The organism is Frigoribacterium sp. CFBP 8754 (assembly GCF_014841815.1).
Lineage (GTDB): Bacteria > Actinomycetota > Actinomycetes > Actinomycetales > Microbacteriaceae > Frigoribacterium > Frigoribacterium endophyticum.
In genome coordinates this window covers 151,192-170,143 of the sequence record NZ_JACYUO010000002.1, presented here as the reverse complement: position 1 = coordinate 170,143, position 18,952 = coordinate 151,192, and the positions used below count along the sequence as shown (strand labels likewise).

The 18,952-nt window shown below is 74.1% G+C and carries 17 protein-coding genes and 1 tRNA gene; 15 read left to right on the top strand and 3 right to left on the bottom strand.

What is annotated here, in order from left to right; all coding sequences use genetic code 11:
- The first annotated feature begins 12 nt into the window (after nt 1-12).
- A complete protein-coding gene (gene ndk, locus IFT72_RS07300) occupies nt 13-429 on the top strand; it encodes a nucleoside-diphosphate kinase (RefSeq protein WP_185233120.1) in 417 nt (138 codons plus the stop codon).
- A gap of 316 nt (nt 430-745) precedes the next feature.
- Here ndk and IFT72_RS07295 read toward each other — a convergent pair whose 3' ends face one another.
- Together IFT72_RS07295 and IFT72_RS07290 are read right to left on the bottom strand one after the other, a co-directional pair.
- Entirely contained in the window at nt 746-1,669 is a 924-nt protein-coding gene (locus tag IFT72_RS07295; protein WP_156370034.1) for a thioredoxin domain-containing protein, read from the bottom strand.
- Nucleotides 1,670-1,794: 125 nt separating this feature from the next.
- Entirely contained in the window at nt 1,795-2,448 is a 654-nt protein-coding gene (locus IFT72_RS07290) for a vitamin K epoxide reductase family protein (protein WP_235491242.1), read from the bottom strand.
- Nucleotides 2,449-2,859: 411 nt separating this feature from the next.
- On the opposite strand from IFT72_RS07290, the gene IFT72_RS07285 reads away from it, so the two are divergent.
- From IFT72_RS07285 to IFT72_RS07265, 5 genes are read left to right on the top strand one after another with little or no spacing between them, the layout of a single operon-like run.
- Nucleotides 2,860-5,871, top strand: coding sequence for an Rne/Rng family ribonuclease (locus IFT72_RS07285; protein ID WP_371741212.1), 3,012 nt, complete (start codon nt 2,860-2,862; stop codon nt 5,869-5,871).
- 18 nt (nt 5,872-5,889) lie between these two features.
- The gene (locus tag IFT72_RS07280) at nt 5,890-6,795 is read left to right on the top strand and encodes a hypothetical protein (protein WP_192046031.1); all 906 of its coding nucleotides are present in this window, start codon (nt 5,890-5,892) and stop codon (nt 6,793-6,795) included.
- Nucleotides 6,792-7,871, top strand: a complete 1,080-nt coding sequence (locus IFT72_RS07275; protein ID WP_369814269.1) for a permease — start codon at nt 6,792-6,794, stop codon at nt 7,869-7,871. Before IFT72_RS07280 ends, IFT72_RS07275 begins: the two co-directional genes overlap by 4 nt.
- Nucleotides 7,872-7,896: 25 nt before the next feature.
- Nucleotides 7,897-8,673: a TIGR03943 family protein gene (locus tag IFT72_RS07270; RefSeq protein WP_056056432.1), complete on the top strand. Its 777-nt coding sequence runs from the start codon at nt 7,897-7,899 to the stop codon at nt 8,671-8,673.
- Nucleotides 8,654-10,075, top strand: coding sequence for a hypothetical protein (locus IFT72_RS07265; protein WP_192046030.1), 1,422 nt, complete (start codon nt 8,654-8,656; stop codon nt 10,073-10,075). The genes IFT72_RS07270 and IFT72_RS07265 overlap by 20 nt, the downstream gene beginning before the upstream one ends.
- A 70-nt stretch (nt 10,076-10,145) precedes the next feature.
- Here the strand turns inward: IFT72_RS07265 and IFT72_RS07260 are convergent, their stop codons facing one another.
- Nucleotides 10,146-10,436 (bottom strand): DUF4031 domain-containing protein, encoded by a 291-nt coding sequence (locus IFT72_RS07260; protein WP_056056430.1) that lies wholly within the window; start codon nt 10,434-10,436, stop codon nt 10,146-10,148.
- A 256-nt stretch (nt 10,437-10,692) separates the two neighbouring features.
- Between IFT72_RS07260 and obgE the strand changes: the two genes are divergently transcribed.
- The 9 genes from obgE to IFT72_RS16605 all read left to right on the top strand — a co-directional run bounded on the left by obgE (nt 10,693) and on the right by IFT72_RS16605 (nt 18,883).
- Nucleotides 10,693-12,228, top strand: a complete 1,536-nt coding sequence (gene obgE / locus IFT72_RS07255; protein WP_056056429.1) for a GTPase ObgE — start codon at nt 10,693-10,695, stop codon at nt 12,226-12,228.
- On the top strand, nt 12,225-13,061 hold the full coding sequence (gene proB / locus IFT72_RS07250) for a glutamate 5-kinase (RefSeq protein ID WP_185233116.1): 837 nt from the start codon (nt 12,225-12,227) through the stop codon (nt 13,059-13,061). The genes obgE and proB overlap by 4 nt, the downstream gene beginning before the upstream one ends.
- 28 nt (nt 13,062-13,089) lie before the next feature.
- Complete coding sequence (locus IFT72_RS07245) at nt 13,090-14,409, top strand: glutamate-5-semialdehyde dehydrogenase (RefSeq protein ID WP_056056427.1); 1,320 nt, start codon at nt 13,090-13,092, stop codon at nt 14,407-14,409.
- 34 nt (nt 14,410-14,443) lie between these two features.
- Complete coding sequence (locus IFT72_RS07240) at nt 14,444-14,662, top strand: hypothetical protein (protein ID WP_056056426.1); 219 nt, start codon at nt 14,444-14,446, stop codon at nt 14,660-14,662.
- Nucleotides 14,663-14,682: 20 nt separating this feature from the next.
- A complete protein-coding gene (gene nadD, locus IFT72_RS07235; protein ID WP_255354173.1) occupies nt 14,683-15,315 on the top strand; it encodes a nicotinate-nucleotide adenylyltransferase in 633 nt (210 codons plus the stop codon).
- Nucleotides 15,312-16,667, top strand: a complete 1,356-nt coding sequence (locus tag IFT72_RS07230; protein ID WP_192046029.1) for a hypothetical protein — start codon at nt 15,312-15,314, stop codon at nt 16,665-16,667. Before nadD ends, IFT72_RS07230 begins: the two co-directional genes overlap by 4 nt.
- Nucleotides 16,668-16,784: 117 nt before the next feature.
- Nucleotides 16,785-17,189: a ribosome silencing factor gene (gene rsfS / locus IFT72_RS07225; protein ID WP_056056424.1), complete on the top strand. Its 405-nt coding sequence runs from the start codon at nt 16,785-16,787 to the stop codon at nt 17,187-17,189.
- Between the two features lie 162 nt (nt 17,190-17,351).
- Nucleotides 17,352-17,424: transfer RNA gene (locus IFT72_RS07220), tRNA-Ala, on the top strand.
- A 724-nt stretch (nt 17,425-18,148) separates the two neighbouring features.
- A complete protein-coding gene (locus IFT72_RS16605; protein ID WP_197981310.1) occupies nt 18,149-18,883 on the top strand; it encodes a general stress protein in 735 nt (244 codons plus the stop codon).
- The last annotated feature ends 69 nt before the right edge of the window (nt 18,884-18,952 follow it).

Here is an 18,952-nt window from a genome sequence, read left to right as displayed (position 1 = left end):
AGGAGCACCACAGTGACCGACCTCCAAGAGACCCTCGTCCTCGTCAAGCCCGACGGCGTCGCCCGCGGCCTCACCGGCGAGATCCTGCGCCGCATCGAGGCCAAGGGCTACGAGCTCGTCGACCTGCGCATGCTGCAGGCCGACCGCGACCTCCTGTCGAAGCACTACGAGGAGCACGTGGGCAAGCCGTTCTACGAGCCGCTCGTCGAGTTCATGGAGAGCGGCCCCACCGTCGCCCTCCGCATCGCCGGCAACGGCGTCGTCGCGGGCTTCCGCTCGCTGGCCGGCACCACCGACCCGACGACCGCCGCCCCCGGCACCATCCGCGGCGACCTCGGCCGCGACTGGGGCCTCAAGGTGCAGCAGAACCTCGTCCACGGCAGCGACAGCCCCGAGTCCGCCGCGCGCGAGCTCTCGCTCTGGTTCTGAACCGTTCGGTCAGCCGCCGCCCCTGCGGCTGACGGCCGGGGCGTGCAGCTCGGGGTCGAGTTCTGGCCCCGGGGGGCGCTCCAGGCGCCGGCTCCGCAGCCGCCTTCGCCGACATCGGGGGGCCAGCCGCCGCCCCTGCGGCTGACTGGCCGGGGCGTGCAGCTCGGGGTCGAGATGTGGCCCCGAGGGACGCTCCAGGCGCCGGCTCCGCAGCCGCCTTCGCCGACATCGGGGGGCCAGCCGCCGCCCCTGCGGCTGACGGCCGAGGGGTGCCCCGGGGTCGCGACATGACCCCGGGGTGCGCTCTGCGCCGGCCCTAGGGGGCGGGGGTGGCGGACGACTCGGGGGCGGTGCCCGTGCTCGTGTCGGAGGTGGGGGCTCCGCCCGCGACCTCCGCGACGAACTGGGCGAAGACCGTAGGGTCGGTGAGCGAGCCCTGGTACTGCTGGCCGTTGACCAGCACCGTCGGGGTGCCCGTGACCTTCTCGAGGTCGCTGTTCGGCAGCGGGTCGTTCAGCGCCCGCTCGGTGGCCGAGGCCACCCAGTCGTCGAACTCGCCCCCCGTGACGCACCCGGGGATCTGTTCGTCGTCGGCGCCCGCTCCCTGCACCAGGCTGACCAGCTCGTCGTTCGTCAGCCCGCTGGTGTTCTCCTCCGGCTGCTGCGCGAAGAGGGCCGTGTTGACGTCGAGGGCCGCGTCCGGCTGGTAGTTCGCGACGCAGGCCAGGGCGTTCGCCGAGCGGGTCGAGTACTTGGTGCCGAGCGAGGCGTTGTCGAGGAACCCCAGGGGGTGGATCTCGAGGTCGACCGACCCCTGGCTCACCCACGTCTGCAGCTGCTCCGCGTTGGCCGTGTCGAACTGGCCGCAGTACGGGCACATGTAGTCGAGGTAGACGACGATGCTCGGCTTCTCGGCCGTGCCGGGAGCCGAGGCCGTCGGCTCGCCGTCGGCCGGCACCGCGTCGGTCGTCGTCGCCGAGACCGTGGTGCCGTCGCCCGAGAGCACGATGCCGTCGCTCGCCATGTTCAGCGGCCCGGGGCCGCCCGGGGCCATCGACCGCGTCACGACGAGCACGACGACGGCGGCGACGGCCAGCACGCCGAGCACGAGGCCGCCCTGCAGCGCCCACTTCTTGCGACGACGGCGCTTCGCGGCGGCCTCGCGGGCGACGCGGGCCTTCTCGCGGGCGGCCTCGCGGCGCTCTCGCTTGGTGTCTCCGGGCACGGCTGGTGGGGTCATCGGTCCTCGCTGGGTCGGGGGCGCCGACGGGCGCTCCCGGCCAGCGTCGCGCTGCCGGCCAAGAAGAACCTGGGACCGGGACGCCGCGGGGGAGGCGCGGTGCAGGTGGCGGAGGCGCGGTGCGGTCAGCCCAGGAGCGTCGGCAGCAGCAGCGGGAACTGCACGACGATGACCGTCGCGACGACGATGTAGTTGAGCACGGGCAGCACCCACGAGTACGGCAGGAACGCCGCCGCGGCCCGCTGCAGCCGGCCGGGCCGCACGAGGACCCCGCGCGCCGTGCCCCAGGTCAGGAAGACCCAGAAGAGCGGGATGGTGACCGACCACACGAGCATGCACCAGGGGCAGAGGGCGCCGATGACGAAGACCGTCTGGGTGAAGAGCCACGTGATGAAGACCCAGGCCAGCGACACGCCCGAGGCGAACGCGACCCAGAACCACCGGGCGAAGCGGGCGCCGGCGAGCAGGCCGAGCCCCACGGCGACCGGCGCCGCGAAGCCGACCAGGCCGATGATCGGGTTCGGGAACCCGAAGAGCGACGCCTGCCAGCTGTTGATGACGGGCGAGCAGCCGACGAACGGGTTCACGTCGCAGCCGAGCGACTCGGTCGGGTTCTCGAGCAGGCGGAACTTGTCGACGGTGAGGGCGAACGACCCCAGCAGCCCCACGAGCCCGACCACGATCAGCAGCACGGCGGCGACCACCGGGGTGCGGCCCCGGGGCAGGCCCGCGGAGGGGCCGACGGGCGTCGTGCTCGGGGCGGTGTCGGTGAGCGTCACCCCCCGATCATCGCACCCGTCGGATCGTGGTCGGCTGCGATGCGTGCGATAATCGACCCAGTCGAGGGGTGAGAGCCCCGAGATCATGACTTTCCGGGCCGTGCTGGCCCGCGTGGCACCGGCCCCGAGGGGCGTCGCGCGGGTGCAGGTGAAGCCGGGCACGGGGCGCAGGCGCTCCAGGTCGGATGGCCAGTTCCGACAGCAACGAAGAACCGCACGTCGACGAACGACACGGGGTGGCGACGACCGCAGAGACGGTCCGGCTCACCTCGTGACCGAACGCCGCGTGACCGACATGGCGTGCCGTGAGAGGGCACGGTGGTCCGGGGGCAGGTGCACGGCACCGCTCGGCCACGACACGAGACCACCTGCCGACGGCACGTCCTCGGCAGGGCGAGGAGCACACCAGCAGTGCTGGACAACAACGACGACACGACCGACGGTCGACCGAAGAAGAAGCGGGGCCTGTTCGGGGCCCTGCTCGCCCGCCAGGCGGCACCGCCCGCGGCGCGCACCAGCGGCGCACAGCGCCCCTCTTCTCCGACCGATCCCATCGACGACGCCCAGGAGGCACAGACCGTGACCCACGACACCGACTCCGCGGGCCAGGCCCCGAGCACCCCCGCCGACGACAGCGCCGCCCCGGCCCAGGCCACGCCTGACGCTGGTCGGGCCGCCGCGTCCGACGTCGCCCCCGCGGTCGACGTCGAGGCCGTCGAGGCCGACATCGCCGACGGCGAGCCCGCCGCCGAGGCGCCCGCGACCGGCTCGGAGCCGGCCGCCGACCCGTCCGCGTCGCCCATCCCGGCGCACCTGACGACGACGAGCCTGATCTTCCACGCCCCGGTCATCACGCCGCTCCCGGCCCGCCCCGGCCGTCGCCGTGACGACCGCGACGACCACCGCGACCAGCGCGACGACCTCGACGAGCGCGACGACGAGGGCTACGACGACGGCGGCTGGGACGACGAGCCCCAGCGCCCCGCCTCGCGCCGCCGCTCGCGCGGCCGCTCGCAGGACCGCGAGGAGCGCGACTCCGAGGCCCGCCAGGGCGACCGCGGCCCGCGCGAGCGCCCGCAGCGCCAGGTCGAGCTGATCACCGAGCCGCAGCGCATCAAGGGCTCGACCCGTCTCGAGGCCAAGAAGCAGCGCCGCCGCGACGGCCGTGACGCCGGCCGCCGCCGCACCGTCATCACGGAGGCCGAGTTCCTCGCGCGCCGCGAGAGCGTCGACCGCAAGATGGTCGTCCGCTCGTCGGGCGACCGCATCGAGATCGGCGTCATGGAGGACGGCACGCTCGCCGAGCACTACGTCGCCAAGGCGCAGAACGTCTCGTTGATCGGCAACGTCTACCTGGGCCGCGTGCAGAACGTGCTGCCGAGCATGGAGGCCGCCTTCGTCGACATCGGGCGCGGCCGCAACGCCGTGCTCTACTCCGGCGAGGTCGACTGGGACAGCCTGTCGAACGGCAACCAGCCCCGTCGCATCGAGCTGGCCCTCAAGCCCGGCGACCGCGTCCTCGTGCAGGTCACGAAAGACCCGGTGGGCCACAAGGGCGCCCGCCTGACGAGCCAGATCTCGCTGCCCGGCCGCTACCTCGTCTACGTGCCCAACGGCTCGATGAACGGCATCAGCCGCAAGCTGCCCGACACCGAGCGCGCCCGCCTGAAGAAGATCCTGAAGGAGGCGCTGCCCGAGAACGCCGGGGTCATCGTCCGCACCGCGGCCGAGGGCGCGACGGAGGAGCAGCTGACCCTCGACATCAAGCGCCTGACGAACCAGTGGGCCGACATCAGCGCCAAGGTCGAGACGGGCGCCGCCCCGGCCCAGCTGCACTCCGAGCCCGACCTGCTGATCAAGATCGTGCGCGACGTCTTCAACGAGGACTTCCACGAGATGGTCGTCGACGGCGAGGACGCCTACGAGACCCTGCAGTCGTACCTCTCGGCCGTCGCTCCCGACCTCATCGACCGCATCGTGCGCTACGAGGGCGAGCGCGACGCGTTCGACGAGTACCGCCTCAACGAGCAGATCGAGAAGGCCCTCGACCGCAAGGTCTGGCTGCCCTCGGGCGGCTCGCTCGTCATCGACCGCACCGAGGCCATGACGGTCGTCGACGTCAACACGGGCAAGTTCGTCGGCTCCGGCGGCAACCTCGAGGAGACCGTCACGAAGAACAACCTCGAGGCCGCGGAGGAGATCGTCCGTCAGCTGCGCCTCCGTGACATCGGCGGCATCATCGTCGTCGACTTCATCGACATGGTGCTCGAGTCGAACCGCGACCTCGTGCTGCGCCGCCTCGTCGAGTGCCTCAGCCGCGACCGCACCAAGCACCAGGTCGCCGAGGTCACCTCGCTCGGCCTCGTGCAGATGACCCGCAAGAAGCTGGGCCTGGGGCTCGCCGAGTCGTTCGCCGAGGCCGGCAGCGCCGCCCGCGTGCAGGAGCAGCAGCCGCGTCGCGGCCAGAACGGCCAGAACGGCCAGAACGGCCAGGGCGGCCAGAACGGCCAAGGCCAGGAGCAGCGTCGCCGCGGCGGCGCGGCCGCCAAGTCCGGAGGCGCGGGCCAGTCCGGTGCCGCGGGCGCCGGTCGCGGGGGCCAGCAGCCCGCGTCGGCCGCGTACCCCACCACGGGCACCCACGCGATCACCGAGGACGTCAAGAACGCCCTGTCGCGCATCGCGGCGTCGACGATCGCGCACGCCGAGGACGGCGACCGGAGCACCGACTCCGCCGTCGAGGCCGCCGCCGCCGTCGAGGCGGCCATCGACGCCGCCGCGGCGTCGGTCGGCGGCTCGGCCGAGGCGCCGGGCGACCAGCAGGGCGACGAGCCCCGCCGGGGCCGTGGCGCCCGCAAGAGCCGTCGCTCGCGCGGCGGCCGTGACGCCGACTCGACCGAGGGCTCGTCGTCCGACGACAGCTCGACCGAGGCGGGCCAGGGCCGCGCCGAGGCCGACCAGGCCGACGCGCCGGCGGCCGAGGCCGCCGTCGTGACGGTGCCGACGACCGCCCCCGCGGAGCAGGCCGTGGCCGAGCCCGTCCAGGCCCCGACGGCTCCCGCCGCCGCGGCCGAGGCGGTGCCCGCCCGCGCGGAGCGCAGCACGGAGTCCCGCCGGTCGCGCGTCACCGTGACGACCCCCGAGGCCAGCGTGGCGATCCTCGACATCCCGGTCACCACGACCCGTCGCGAGCCCCGCAAGATCAGCCGGGACGACGCCGAGCAGCTGCTCGACTCCGTCCTCGGGGCACTGCCCGAGCCCAAGCAGCCCGGCCAGGGCCGCAGCCGCTCGCGCCGTGCCTCGAGCTCGGGCACGACCTCCGCACCGGTCGCCCCCGCGGCCGCGGAGTCGACCGAGGGCCGCTCGACCGAGGGCGACTCCGGTCCCTTCATCCTGGGCGTGGGCGTCAGCTCCGACGAACTGTGACTCGTCTAGGGTGACTGCGTGACCTCGACGCAGCCCGGACAGCCGACCCGAGGGTCGACCGTCCGGGCTGCCGTCGTCTCGCTGCGCGGCACCTCGGGGCGCGACCGTCTGGTCGCCGCCGCCACGGCCGTCGGCGTCGTGCTCCTGGCCCGCTTCGCGCTGGGCCTGCTCGCCATGGTCGGGGCCGCCGTCGGGTTCAGCGTCACCGCCTTCCCGAGCGGGTTCGCGGCGACGCCGGTCGGCCAGTTCCTCGGCAGCTTCGTCTTCTACCCGTTCCCGTTCTACGTCGTGGCGTTCGTCGTGCTGCTGGTGGTGCGGCCGCTCGAGACGGCCGCCCCCCTCGCCACCGTGCTGCGCCGGGCCCTCGTGGCCGGCGCCGCGGGCACCCTGGCCCTCGCCGTCGTCGGCGTCGTGCCGGGCGTGCTGCTGTCGCAGAGCGGCGGCACCTGGGCCAACCTCGTCCTCTACGTCACGACCATCCCGCTGGCGGCGGGAGTCGTCGACACGGCCCTGCTCGTGGTGGGCGCCGTCCTGGCCTGGCTCTGGGCGCGTCGCGAGGGCGACGACCCGGCAGGGGCCGACCCCGAGGCCGACGCCCGGCCCGAGGCCGTCGTCGTGCCCCCCACACCGACGTCGTCGGACGCCGAGGCCGAGGCGGACGCCGACGCCGACGCGACCGGTGCACCGGCCCGGGTCTCCGGACCGTCGCGCGCGCCCCGCTCCGGCCCCGCCGACCACGCGTCCTTCCGGCCGGCCGCCGTCGCGCCCGTCGACGCCGACGACGCCCCCGCACGGCCCGCCGTCGAGCCCGAGGCGACGCGCGCACCCGACGCCCCCCGACGCTCCCGTCGCGCCGCCGACCCCGCGCGCGACGACTGGTCGCGCTTCGCGCCGCCCGCCGACCGCGGTGAGGGCGAGCGGTGAGCGCGCCCCTGCTGCACCGCGACCCGTCGCACGACCACCACGACCACGGCGTCGTCGCGCCCGGTCGGGGCCCCGGGCGAGGCCCGCGCCGCGCCTCCCGCACGCCCCTGCTCGTCGTCGGCGGCGCGGTGGCGCTCCTGCTGCTCGTGGTGCGCCTGGCGTCGCCCGCCCTCGGCCCCGGCCTGCTGCCCGACGTGGCCCAGGACTTCGTCACCCTGACGATCAGCGTCATCGTCGAGTCGATGCCCTTCGTGCTCCTCGGCATCGTGCTGTCGATCATCGTGCAGGTGTGGCTGCCGCAGGCCTTCTTCACGTCGTGGCTGCCGCGCCAGCCGCTGCTGCGCCGCGCGGTCATCTCCTTCCTCGGCATGTTCCTGCCGGTCTGCGAGTGCGGCAACGTGCCGCTGGCCCGCGGCCTGGTGCTCAAGGGCTTCACGGTCTCCGAGTCGATGACGTTCCTCCTCGCCGCGCCGATCCTCAACCCGATCACGATCATCACGACGCACCAGGCGTTCGGCTGGAGCGACGGGATCCTGGTCGCGCGCCTCCTCGGCGGGTTCCTGATCGCGAACCTGATCGGCTGGCTCTACAGCCGCCACCCCGACCCCGAGAGCCTGCTGACGAAGTCGTTCGCCGCGGAGTGCGCGCTGCCGACCGACCACGCCCACGGCGGCGGGCGCGTCCGCGAGAGCGTCGAGCTGTTCCGCCGCGAGATGTCGACCATGATGCCCGCGCTGTTCATCGGCGCCGCGATCGCCGGCGGCATCCAGACGGCCGTGCCGCGCTCGGTGCTCGTGACGCTCGGCAGCAACCCGGTCTGGTCGGTGCTCGCGATGATGGTGCTCGCGTTCGTCATCTCGCTCTGCTCGAACGTCGACGCGTTCTTCGTGCTGCCGTTCGCGACGACCTTCATGCCCGGCGGCATCGCCGCCTTCCTCGTCTTCGGGCCGATCATCGACGTCAAGATGCTCGCCCTGCTGCGCACGACGTACCGGCCGAAGGTGCTCGCGCAGCTGACCCTCGTGGTGGCGCTGACCAGCGCCGCGATCGGACTGGTGGTGAACTTCTTTGCTTAGCACGCTCGCAGATCGGTGGCAGGGGGTGCTGCTCACGCTCGTCGTGGGCGTCTCGACCCTCTGGCTCGCCGCGACCGGTCAGCTCATCCTCTACATCCACCCGCGCTACGTCGTGTTCACGGTGATCATGATCGCGATCGGCATGGTGCTCTCGCTCGGCGTGCTCGCCCTCGTGCCGGCCCGCGACGACCACGACCACGAGCACGAGGCCGCCGGGGAGGCGCCCGCCGGCTCCCGCAGGCCGCGTCGTCGCCGACGGGGCCGGGCCGGCCTCCGCGGGGCCGCCGTCTCGGTCGGCGCCCTCGTCACGGTCGGCATCGCCGTCGCCCTCGTCGTCCTCCCGCCCGCCACGTTGACCAGCGCGACGGCCGGGCAGCGCGACGTCAACTCGTCCACGGCCTCCCTCAACGGCACCACGGTGGCCGACGCCGAGGCGGGCGACGCCGACGCGTACAAGTCGTTCAGCGTGCTCGACTGGGCCGGGCTGCTGCGCCAGACCAGCGACCTCGCGTTCTTCGAGGGCAAGACCGCCGACGTCGTCGGCTTCGTGGTGCCGGCCGGCGACGACCCCGACACCTTCTACGTCTCGCGCTTCGTCGTGACCTGCTGCGCCGTCGACGCCCAGCCCGTCGGCGTGCCCGTGCAGCTCGACGACTGGCAGAGCCAGCTCCAGCCCGACGAGTGGGTCGACGTCTCCGGCGGCTTCCGGGCCAACCAGAGCAGCGCGTCGACCGATCCGGTCGCGCTCGTCCCCGACAGCCTCGAGAAGGTCGGCCAGCCGAGTGACCCGTACCTCTACTGACCGGTGGTCGGCGGAGGGCGGGCGCGACGGCGACCCGCTCGACGAGGCCGACCTGCGCCTCCGTCAGCGTCGCCGCTTCGTCGCGGTCGTCGCCGTGCTCGCCGTCGTCTGCGGGCTCTTCGGCGTGCTCACCCACCTGCAGGGGCCGAAGCTCACCGACGTGCAGGTCGACGCGAGCGCCGTCGTCGAGCGGTCGGGCCAGCAGCTGCGGCTGTTCTCGAACCAGGCCCTGGCGCACGTCGACCCTGACCAGGTCGTGGTCAGCCCGGCGGCGCCCTTCACCGTGCAGACCTCGGGCGACGTGGTCTCGGTGCAGTTCACCGACCGGCTGCGCTACGACACCGACTACCGGGTGAGCGTGTCGGGGGTGTCGAGCATCTACCAGCGGCAGACCTCCGACCTGGAGGCGCGGTTCAGCACCGAGCAGGCCGTCACCTGGCGCATCGTGCACGGTCGTGACGGTGCGGAGGACTCCCTCGAGCAGGCCGACCTGAAGGGCGGGGCCGAGCGGCGCACGGTCTGGAGCGCGCCGCGGATCCAGGCGTACGAGGTCTTCGACAGCGCGGTCGCCGTGCTCACCGACGACGGCGAGCAGTCGACCCTCAGCCTCGTCTCGCTCGACGGGGTCGCCGCCGAGACCCTGCCCCTGCCCGACGGGCCCGGTCTCGTCACGCAGCTCGGCGCCGACCGGGCGACCACCACGCTGGCGTTCTCGTGGCAGCCCGAGGGCTCCGAGCAGGAGACCCTCTACACGCTGCCGCTCCAGGGCCAGCGGGCCGTCGCCCCCGTGACGTCGATCGCGGGGGAGCCCCTCACGGTGCTCGACTGGCAGTTCGTCCCCGGGCTCGACAGCGTGGTGGCCCAGGCGACCGACGAGCAGGTGACCCTCTTCGACCTCAGCGGCGCCGCGCCTCCCCGGCCCCTCGGCACCTTCGTCGCGCTGCAGGGGGTCTCGCTCGACGGGCGGGGCATCGTCGCGGCGACGGCGCTGCAGGCCTTCCGGGTCGACCTGTCGACGGGGGAGCAGACCCCCATCCCGTTCTCGGCGGTGGAGGGGCAGACGCCGTTCCGCGGCGACCTCGTCGCCGTCGGCGCGACGGAGTACGTGCAGCAGGTGGCGCTGCCGACCGACGGCGGCACGAGCTTCAGCAGCCTCATCGTGCTGGACGACGAGCAGGAGGCGCGGGTCGTCTTCCGCCCGCCGAGCGGCTCCAGCGAGATCGAGGGCTTCTCCGTGTCGCCGAACGGGCAGTTCCTCGCGGTCGAGACCGCCACGGCCACGAGCCCGACCGACTACACCTACACGATCGACCCGACGCCGGCCGAGGTGACGACCACCGTCGTCGACCTCGCCTCGGGCGCGGTCGTGGCGAGCTTCCTCGGCCACGCCGCCTCCTGGTGAGGGGCCGGCGGCCGCCCGGGCGGCGGTCGACCCGCGCGGCGGTCGACCCGGCACCGCCGGGCCCGTGGCGCTAGGGGCGCGGGCGGGCCGGCAGCCCGCGCTTGACCCGCTGCGAGACGCGCAGGCCGCTGCGCTCGAGGCGGCGGGCGAGCTCGAGGCCCGAGACGGGCACGGCGCCGGCCGCGACGAGGTCGGCGAGCCGCGACTCGGGCACGTCGTAGTGGTCGTGGTCGAAGCCCCGGCGGGGCACGTCGTGGGCCGCCGCGAAGGCGTGCAGCTCGGCGTACGACTCGTCGCTGACCAGGTGCGCCCAGAGGGTGTCGTGGGCGGGCCAGATGGCCTCGTCGATCAGGATGGTCACGCCGCCGATGCTACCCGCGCGTTGACGCCCGCCGAGGGCCCCCTGTATCGTGGAGGGTCGGTGCGCGCAGGCCCACGGTCGTGTCGGCATCCCCGGGCGTGATCTCGTCCGCCCCACGACGTCCTCTCGCACCGCACCAGCGTCGCCCGTCCAGACGGTCCGGCGACGCGACCGAGCGGCGGGCACAGCCCGCTCCCTCGTGCTCGACCCGGGGCACCTTTCCCCGGCACACAGATCCAGAAGAGACTGAACACCCATGGCCACCTTCGTCGACCACGTGACCCTCCACCTCCGAGCAGGCAACGGGGGCAACGGCTGCGTCTCCGTCAAGCGCGAGAAGTTCAAGCCCCTCGCCGGCCCCGACGGCGGCAACGGCGGCAACGGCGGCGACATCGTGCTCGTCGCCGACGCCGGCGTCACCACCCTGCTCGGGTTCCACCGCGCCCCCCACCGCTCCAGCGAGAACGGCGGCCCGGGCATGGGCGACCACCGCAGCGGCACCCAGGGCACCGAGCTCGAGCTCGCCGTGCCGCTCGGCACCGTCGTGAAGTCGACCGACGGCACCGAGCTGATCGACATGACCGAGCACGGCACGCGCTACGTCGTGGCCGAGGCCGGCATCGGCGGCCTGGGCAACGCGGCCCTGTCGTCGACGAAGCGCAAGGCCCCCGGCTTCGCGCTGCTCGGCACCCCGGGCTGGCAGGGCGACGTCCTGCTCGAGCTGAAGGTCGTCGCCGACGTCGCGCTCGTCGGCTACCCGTCGGCCGGCAAGTCGAGCCTCGTCGCCGCACTCTCCGCGGCCAAGCCGAAGATCGCCGACTACCCCTTCACCACCCTCCACCCGAACCTCGGCGTCGTCGAGTCGGGCGACACCCGCTACACGGTCGCCGACGTGCCCGGCCTGATCGAGGGCGCCAGCGAGGGCAAGGGCCTCGGGCTCGAGTTCCTCCGCCACGTCGAGCGCTGCTCGGCCCTGCTGCACGTGCTCGACTGCGCCACGCTCGAGCCCGGCCGCGACCCGCTGACCGACCTCGACGTCATCCTCCGCGAGCTCGAGGCCTACCCGGTGCCCGAGGGGCAGCTGCCGCTGCTCGAGCGCCCGCAGATGATCGCCCTCAACAAGGTCGACGTGCCCGACGGCCGCGAGCTCGCCGACTTCGTCACGCCCGAGCTCGAGGCCCGCGGCTACCGCGTCTTCGAGATCTCGGCCGTCAGCCACGAGGGCCTCCGCAACCTCTCGTTCGCCCTGGCCGAGGTCGTCGAGGCCAGCCGCGCCGAGATCGCCAGCCGACCCGCGCCTCCCCGCCTCGTCATGCGCCCCCGCGCCGTCAACGAGAAGCCGTTCGTCATCAGGGTCGAGGGCGGCACGTACGGCAACGTGTACCGCATCCTCGGCCAGAAGCCCGAGCGCTGGGTCGTGCAGACCGACTTCAACAACGAGGAGGCCGTGGGCTACCTCGCCGACCGCCTCAACGCGATCGGCATCGAGGACGCCCTGTTCAAGGCGGGCGCGCAGGCCGGCTCGACCGTCCTGATCGGCCCCGAGGGCGGCATCGTCTTCGACTGGGAGCCCACGCTCACCTCGACCGCCGAGCTGATGACCTCGGCCCGCGGCACCGACCCGCGCCTGATCAAGAACGACCGCCCCACCCGCAACCAACGCCGCGAGGACTACTTCGAGCGCATGGACGCGAAGGCGGAGGCGCGGGCCGAGCTCCAGCGCGAGCGCGCGGCCGGCCTCTGGACCGACGACGAGGGCTTCCTCGTCACGGAGGGCGACGAGCGGGAATGAGCACCGAGGGCCCCCTCGTGACCCCGGCGCGCCCCGACGGCGCCCCCGTGGTCGACCGTGCCGGCATCGCCCGGGCCCGCCGCATCGTGGTCAAGGTCGGCTCGTCGTCGATCAGCGGCGAGAACGTCGGCCAGATCGAGCCCCTGGTCGACGCGCTCGCCGACGCCTACGCGCGCGGCGCCGAGGTCGTGCTCGTCTCCTCGGGCGCCATCGCGACCGGACTGCCGCACCTGCGGCTCGACTCCCGCCCGACCGACCTCGCGACCCAGCAGGCGGCGGCGGCGGTCGGCCAGAACGTCCTGATCTACCGCTACCAGCAGAGCCTCCGCCGGCACGGCATCGTCGCCGGGCAGGTGCTGCTCACGGCGGGCGACATGCGCGACCCGACGCCGCGCAGCAACGCCCAGCGCGCGATGGACCGCCTGCTCGAGCTGCGGATCCTGCCGATCGTCAACGAGAACGACACCGTCGCGACCCACGAGATCCGCTTCGGCGACAACGACAGGCTCGCGGCCCTGGTCGCCGAGCTGATCGGCGCCGACGCCCTCGTGCTGCTCAGCGACGTGGACGCCCTCTACACCCGGCCCCCGCACGAGCCCGGCGCGGTCGCGCTCGTCGACGTCCCGGTCGGCGACGACCTCGCCGGCGTCACGTTCGGCGACGCGGGCGCGGCCGGGGTCGGCACGGGCGGCGCCGGCACCAAGGTGGCCGCGGCCCGCCACGCCGCCGCGGCGGGCACGCCGGTGCTCGTCACGTCGACGGCGAACGTGGCGCTCGCGCTGTCGGGGGCCGCGGTCGGGACCTTCTTCGAGGCCGTGCCCCGCGCCTCCTGAGGGCTGCCCGCGGGCTTAAGATCTCGGCATGACGACCCTCGTGCCCACGCCCGTCGACCCTGCCTCCTCGTCGGCCGCCGGCCCCGCGCCCGCGGCCGGCTCGCCGTCGGTGCACGACTCGCTGGTCGCGGCGCGGGCGGCGTCGCGCGTGCTGGCGCAGCTCACCAGCGACCGCAAGGACGCAGCGCTGCACGCGATCGCCGACGCGGTCGTGGCCCAGGCCGACCGCGTGCTCGCCGCCAACGCGCTCGACCTCGAGCAGGCCGAGCGCGACGGGGTCGCCCCGGGCCTGCGCGACCGCCTGCGCCTCGACCTCGCGCGCCTCGAGGGGCTCGCGGCCGCCACCCGGCTCGTCGCCGCCCTCGTCGACCCCGTCGGCGAGAACGTGCGCGGCCGGGTGCTGCCCAACGGGCTGCGCCTCGACCAGGTGCGCGTGCCGTTCGGCGTGGTCGGCGCCATCTACGAGGCGCGGCCCAACGTCACGGTCGACATCGCCGCCCTCGCGCTCAAGAGCGGCAACGCGGCCGTGCTCCGCGGCGGCAGCGCGGCCCGTCGGTCGAACACGGCCCTGGTGGCCGTCATCAGGGAGGCGCTGGTCGCCTCCGGCCTGCCCGCCGACGCCGTCGTGACCATCGACCAGCACGGCCGCGAGGGCGCCGCCGAGCTGATGCGCGCGCGCGGCCTCGTCGACGTGCTCGTGCCGCGGGGGAGCGCCGCCTTCATCGAGACCGTCGTCCGCGAGTCGACCGTGCCGGTGATCGAGACGGGCGCGGGCGTCGTCCACGTCTTCCTCGACGAGAGCGCCGACGAGGCGACCGCCGTCGACGTGGTCGTGAACAGCAAGGTGCAGCGGCCGAGCGTCTGCAACGCCCTCGAGACCCTCCTGGTGCACGAGCGGGCCGCCGACCGCCTGCTGCCGGCCGTGCTGGGTGCCCTCCGCGCCTCCGGCGTGACCGTCCACGGCGACGAGCGCGTGCGCGCCGTCGACGCCGACGTGGTGCCCGCCACCGACGACGACTGGGCGACGGAGTACATGAGCCTCGACCTCGCGGTGCGCGTCGTCGCCGACGTCGACGCGGCGATGGAGCACATCGAGCGCTGGTCGACGCGGCACACCGAGTCGATCGTCACGGCCGACCACGCGACGGCGGAGAGGTTCCTCGCCGAGGTCGACAGCGCCGTCGTCATGGTCAACGCGTCGACCCGGTTCACCGACGGGGGCGAGTTCGGCTTCGGCGCCGAGGTGGGCATCTCGACGCAGAAGCTGCACGCGAGGGGGCCGATGGGGCTGCCCGAGCTGACCAGCACGAAGTGGCTCGTGCGCGGCACCGGCCAGGTGCGCGGCTAGACTGGCCCGGATCACCCCTCGGAACGGAGAACCCATGCTCGACGTCGCCCTCCTCGCCGCTGCCCACGAAGACCTGGCGCCGCTCATCGCGCCGCCCGCTGCCATCTCCGCGGTCTTCGGCGTGTTCTTCCTGTTCCTCGGCTACGTCGTGTGGAGCTACCGCGACGTCGCCAACCGCTCGCCGCGCAAGGCGTCCACGCAGGCGCACCACGAGGCCCCCGTCGACGAGTTCGGCCACCCCGAGCAGCACTGACCGGGCGGGCTGAGAGCGTGGTGGCGGTCGCCCCGGCGGCGACCCTCGAGGGCGTCGACGAGCAGCACCGCCGACCCCGCATCGGGATCATGGGCGGCACGTTCGACCCGATCCATCACGGTCACCTGGTCGCGGCCAGCGAGGTCGCCCAGTCGTTCGCGCTCGACGAGGTCGTGTTCGTCCCGACCGGCCAGCCCTACATGAAGGCGGCGCCCAGCGACAGCGAGCACCGCTACCTCATGACGGTCATCGCGACCGCCTCCAACCCGATGTTCACGGTCAGCCGGGTCGACATCGACCGCGGCGGCCCCACCTACACGATCGACACCCTCCGCGACATCCGCTCGCAGCACCCCGACGCCGAGCTCTTCTTCATCACGGGCGCCGACGCCGTCGCCCAGATCATCGACTGGAAGGACGTCGAGGAGCTCTGGGCCCTCGCGCACTTCGTCGCCGTGACCCGGCCCGGGCACGACCTGAGCGTTGGTGGATTGCCGGAGAGCGACGTAAGCTTGCTCGAAGTCCCCGCCTTGGCGATCTCGTCGACCGATTGCCGCGCCCGGGTCGGTCGCGATCACCCGGTGTGGTACCTGGTCCCCGACGGAGTCGTCCAGTACATCTCCAAGCACCACCTGTACAGGAGCCACTCATGAGTTCGACCGACGGCCAGCCGCCGCTCACCAGGCGACAGGTCCGCGACCTCGAGCGAGCCCGACAGGGGTCCGCCGCCCTCACGGGCGAGCAGCCCGCCGCCGAGGCCCCGACCGGCTCGGCCCCCTCGCCCGTCTCGGCCGCGCCCGTGACCGAGGAGGTCGTGCGGCCCGTTCCGTCGTCGCTGGTGGCCCCGGTGTTGAGCCCGGCCGTGGCCGCCTCCGCGCCGTCCCCCGCGTCCGCTCCTGCCCCCTCCTCCCTCTCGGCTCCGTCGTCGATCTCGGGCCCGCCCGCCTCCGTCGCCGAGCCGGGCCAGCTGACCCGTCGCCAGCTGCGCGCCCTCCGCGACGCGGAGGCCGCCCGTGGCCCCGTGCCGCTCCAGGCCCCCGGCCCCGAGCCGCGTCGCACGCTCTCCGAGGCTCTCGACACGGTCGACCAGATCGTCTCCCCGATCGAGGGCGGCGAGGGCTCCGCGGCGGGCACGAGCGCGGCCACGGGCTCACGTCCGGCCTCGTCCGCTCCGGCCTCTGGCGCTCCGGCCTCTGCCGCGCCCGCCTCGGCTCCGCCCGCCGGTGACGACCTCCCGGCGTCGGTGCGACCGCCGGTGTCTTCCGCGCCGTCGGTGCTGCCGACCCGCGACGACGACTCGACGGCCGACGACGGTGCGGCCCCCGGGCCGCGTCGCACGGGCGAGGTGCGCCCGGCCTCGTCGCCCGCGCCCACGTCGACCCCGACGGTCTTCCCGCTCGACCTCAGCGGCGAGCGGCCGTCGTCGGCGCCGTCCGAGCCCGTCGCGTCCCTGCGGCCGGCGGGGCTCGACCCCGTCGCCCCGACCCCGGTCGTGGAGGCCGCCCCGGCCTCGGTGCCCGAGCCGACCGGCTTCGTGCCGCCGGTGGGGCACTGGACGACGCAGGTCGACGCCCCCGACGACGAGAGCGCCCCCGGTCGCGCGCTCGGCACGCACACGGGCCAGACGAACGCGCTCATCCTCACCGACCAGCAGGTCGCCGACGTCACCGGGGCGCTGAACGCCACCGGCGAGATCATCATCACCGGCTCCATCGACCTGCCCCGCAGCCTCGGCGCCACGGGGTCGCAGGCCCGCATCGACAACTCCGAGATCGACCGCCTGATGGAGGCCGGCGACGCCGAGTCGGCCGACACCGACGCGGCGCCCGTCCGGGCCAGCAAGGCGATCAGCACGCACACCTCCACCCGCTCGGTCGTGCTCGCCGCAGCCCAGCCGGCGGCCAACCGGCTGCCGCTCGTGCTCGGGATCGTCGGGGGCGGCGTGGGCCTTGGTATCATCGGTGTCATCGTCTACGGCTTCTCGACCGGAGTCCTGGGCGGCTGACCTCCGACCCCCACCGGGTCGGCGTGGTGGCGGGCTCGACCCGACCACCGCCTCCTGAACACACTGGCCGTCCCTGACGGCCGCCTCCACCACATCCGTCCCTACCCAGAGGATCCCTTGACAGCCACCCCTCGCGCCATCGAGCTCCTGCAGATCGCCGCCCGCGCCGCAGACGACAAGCAGGCCGACGACCTCGTCGCGCTCGACGTCACCGAGCCGCTGCCCCTCACCGACGTGTTCCTCCTCGCCTCCGGGCGCAGCGAGCGCAACGTCGTCGCCATCGCCGGCGAGATCGAAGACAAGCTGCTCGAGCACGGCGTCAAGACGCTGCGCCGCGAGGGCCGGGCCGAGGGCCGCTGGGTCCTCCTCGACTTCGGCGACCTCGTCGTCCACGTCTTCCACGACGAAGACCGCCAGTACTACTCGCTCGAGCGGCTGTGGAGCGACTGCCCGACCATCCCGCTCGACGTCGTGACCGAGGCTGCGGCCGCTGAGCCGGCTGAGGCTCCTGCCGAGGCGTAGCCCGGCTCGCCCTCCGGGGTGTTCGACCTGACGGAGACCCGGCTGCGGCCGGGTCTCCGTGCGTCCGGGAGGCCGTCGGGGCAGGGTGTACTCGAGCCCTCGAAATCTGTAGTAAGGTTGACGAGTTGCTTCGGAAGGGGCAACAGAACGACAACCGAACATGGGTCTGTGGCGCAGCTGGTAGCGCACCTGCATGGCATGCAGGGGGTCAGGGGTTCGAGTCCCCTCAGATCCACCCGAACGAAGAGGCTCTCCCGCTGGGAGGGCCTCTTCTCGTTTCTGCGGGTGCGTGTGCCCCGCCGCGGGGGGCCGGGCGCGCCTCCCTCGAGGTGTCGCGTCCTGGGGCCCGGGCGTCGATGAGAGCCCACGACGGGTCGCTTCGTCGTGGTGTGGCCGTCGCGGCCGGGCGCCGCGCTCATCGAGGAGGTGTCGCATTCTGGGGGCTGGGCGAGGGTGTGGGCCCAGGACGGGTCGCTTCGTCGTGGTGTGGCCATGGATGGCCCGGCGCTGCGCGCCGTCCTCTCCCCACCCCAGGAGCCTCACGTGGCCCCGGCGCGCGACGTGGGGCGGGCGGGGGTTCGTCGGCCCCGCGCAGGCTGCGCGGGCGCTGCGCTCATCGAGGTGTCGCGTTCTGGGGGATGGCCCGTTGTGAGGGCCCAGGACGGGTCACCTCGTCGTGGTGTGGCCGTCGCGGCCCAGCGTGGCGCTCATCGAGGTGTCGAGTTCTGGGGGATTGGCGGGGGTGTGGGCCCAGGACGGGTCGCCTCGTCGTGGTGTGGCCAGGCGCGGCGTAGCGCAGCCCGGCGCGGCCGGTTGCGGCACGTTGCGGCGCGGCGGGGCGCTGCGCTGCTCGCCGTCTACGCGGCGGGAGCGCGCGTCCCCGTGCGCGGGCCGGGGGGCTGCTGGGGGAGGGCTGTGCATCGGCTCCATGCGGGGACGTGACGGGGTAGACATCAGGCATGACCGACCAGCAGCCCGTCCCGAGCCCGACCCCCGACGACGACGCGACCCGCGCCTCCGGCGGTCCCGCCCCCGAGTCGCGACCGCGCCCCGCCTACGGCGAGTACGCCCCGACCCCCGCGGGCGGCGCCGCCCCCGACGCGGGGCAGGGCCAGGCTCCCCAGGGCGCCCCCGCTCCCGCACCCGCCCCGGGCGTCGTGCCCCCGCAGCCGGGCTACCAGGCCTCGGCCGGCAGCTCGCCCCAGGCGACGCCGGGCCTCCCCGGCATCGGCGCCTTCGCCGGAGGCGGGCACCCGCAGACCCTCGCCACGTTCACGAAGTACGAAGACGCGCAGGCCGCCGTCGACCTGCTCAGCGACGAGGGCTTCCCCGTCGAGAGCGTCTCGATCGTCGGCCACGACATCCGCACCGTCGAGAACGTCGCCGGCCGCCTCACCACCGGCAAGGCCGCCGTGCGCGGTGCCGGCGGCGGTGCGTGGTTCGGCCTCCTGCTCGGCCTGCTCTTCGGCCTCTTCGCGAGCAACGTGGCCCTGATCGGCGTGCTGCTCGTGGCCGTCGGCGCCGGAGCCCTCTGGGGTGCCCTGTGGGGTGCCATCGGCCACGCGGCGACGCGGGGGCGCCGCGACTTCTCCTCCGTCAAGACGATGGAGGCGGGGCGCTACGAGGTGCTCGTGCGCGGCGAGCTCGCCGCCCGTGCGCACCAGGTGCTCGCGACCGGACGCAAGGTCGCGTAGCCAGACCGGCACCGGCACCGGCACCGGCACCGGCGCCGGCTTCGGCCCCGCACCAGACACGACGCCGCC

What these genes read in the sequence shown, in the direction of transcription:
- IFT72_RS07295 (WP_156370034.1), bottom strand. Translation starts at nt 1,669, where the DNA reads ATGACCCCACCAGCCGTGCCCGGAGACACCAAGCGAGAGCGCCGCGAG.
- obgE (WP_056056429.1), top strand. Translation starts at nt 10,693, where the DNA reads ATGGCCACCTTCGTCGACCACGTGACCCTCCACCTCCGAGCAGGCAAC.
- proB (WP_185233116.1), top strand. Translation starts at nt 12,225, where the DNA reads ATGAGCACCGAGGGCCCCCTCGTGACCCCGGCGCGCCCCGACGGCGCC.
- IFT72_RS07245 (WP_056056427.1), top strand. Translation starts at nt 13,090, where the DNA reads ATGACGACCCTCGTGCCCACGCCCGTCGACCCTGCCTCCTCGTCGGCC.
- IFT72_RS07240 (WP_056056426.1), top strand. Translation starts at nt 14,444, where the DNA reads ATGCTCGACGTCGCCCTCCTCGCCGCTGCCCACGAAGACCTGGCGCCG.
- IFT72_RS07230 (WP_192046029.1), top strand. Translation starts at nt 15,312, where the DNA reads ATGAGTTCGACCGACGGCCAGCCGCCGCTCACCAGGCGACAGGTCCGC.
- IFT72_RS16605 (WP_197981310.1), top strand. Translation starts at nt 18,149, where the DNA reads ATGACCGACCAGCAGCCCGTCCCGAGCCCGACCCCCGACGACGACGCG.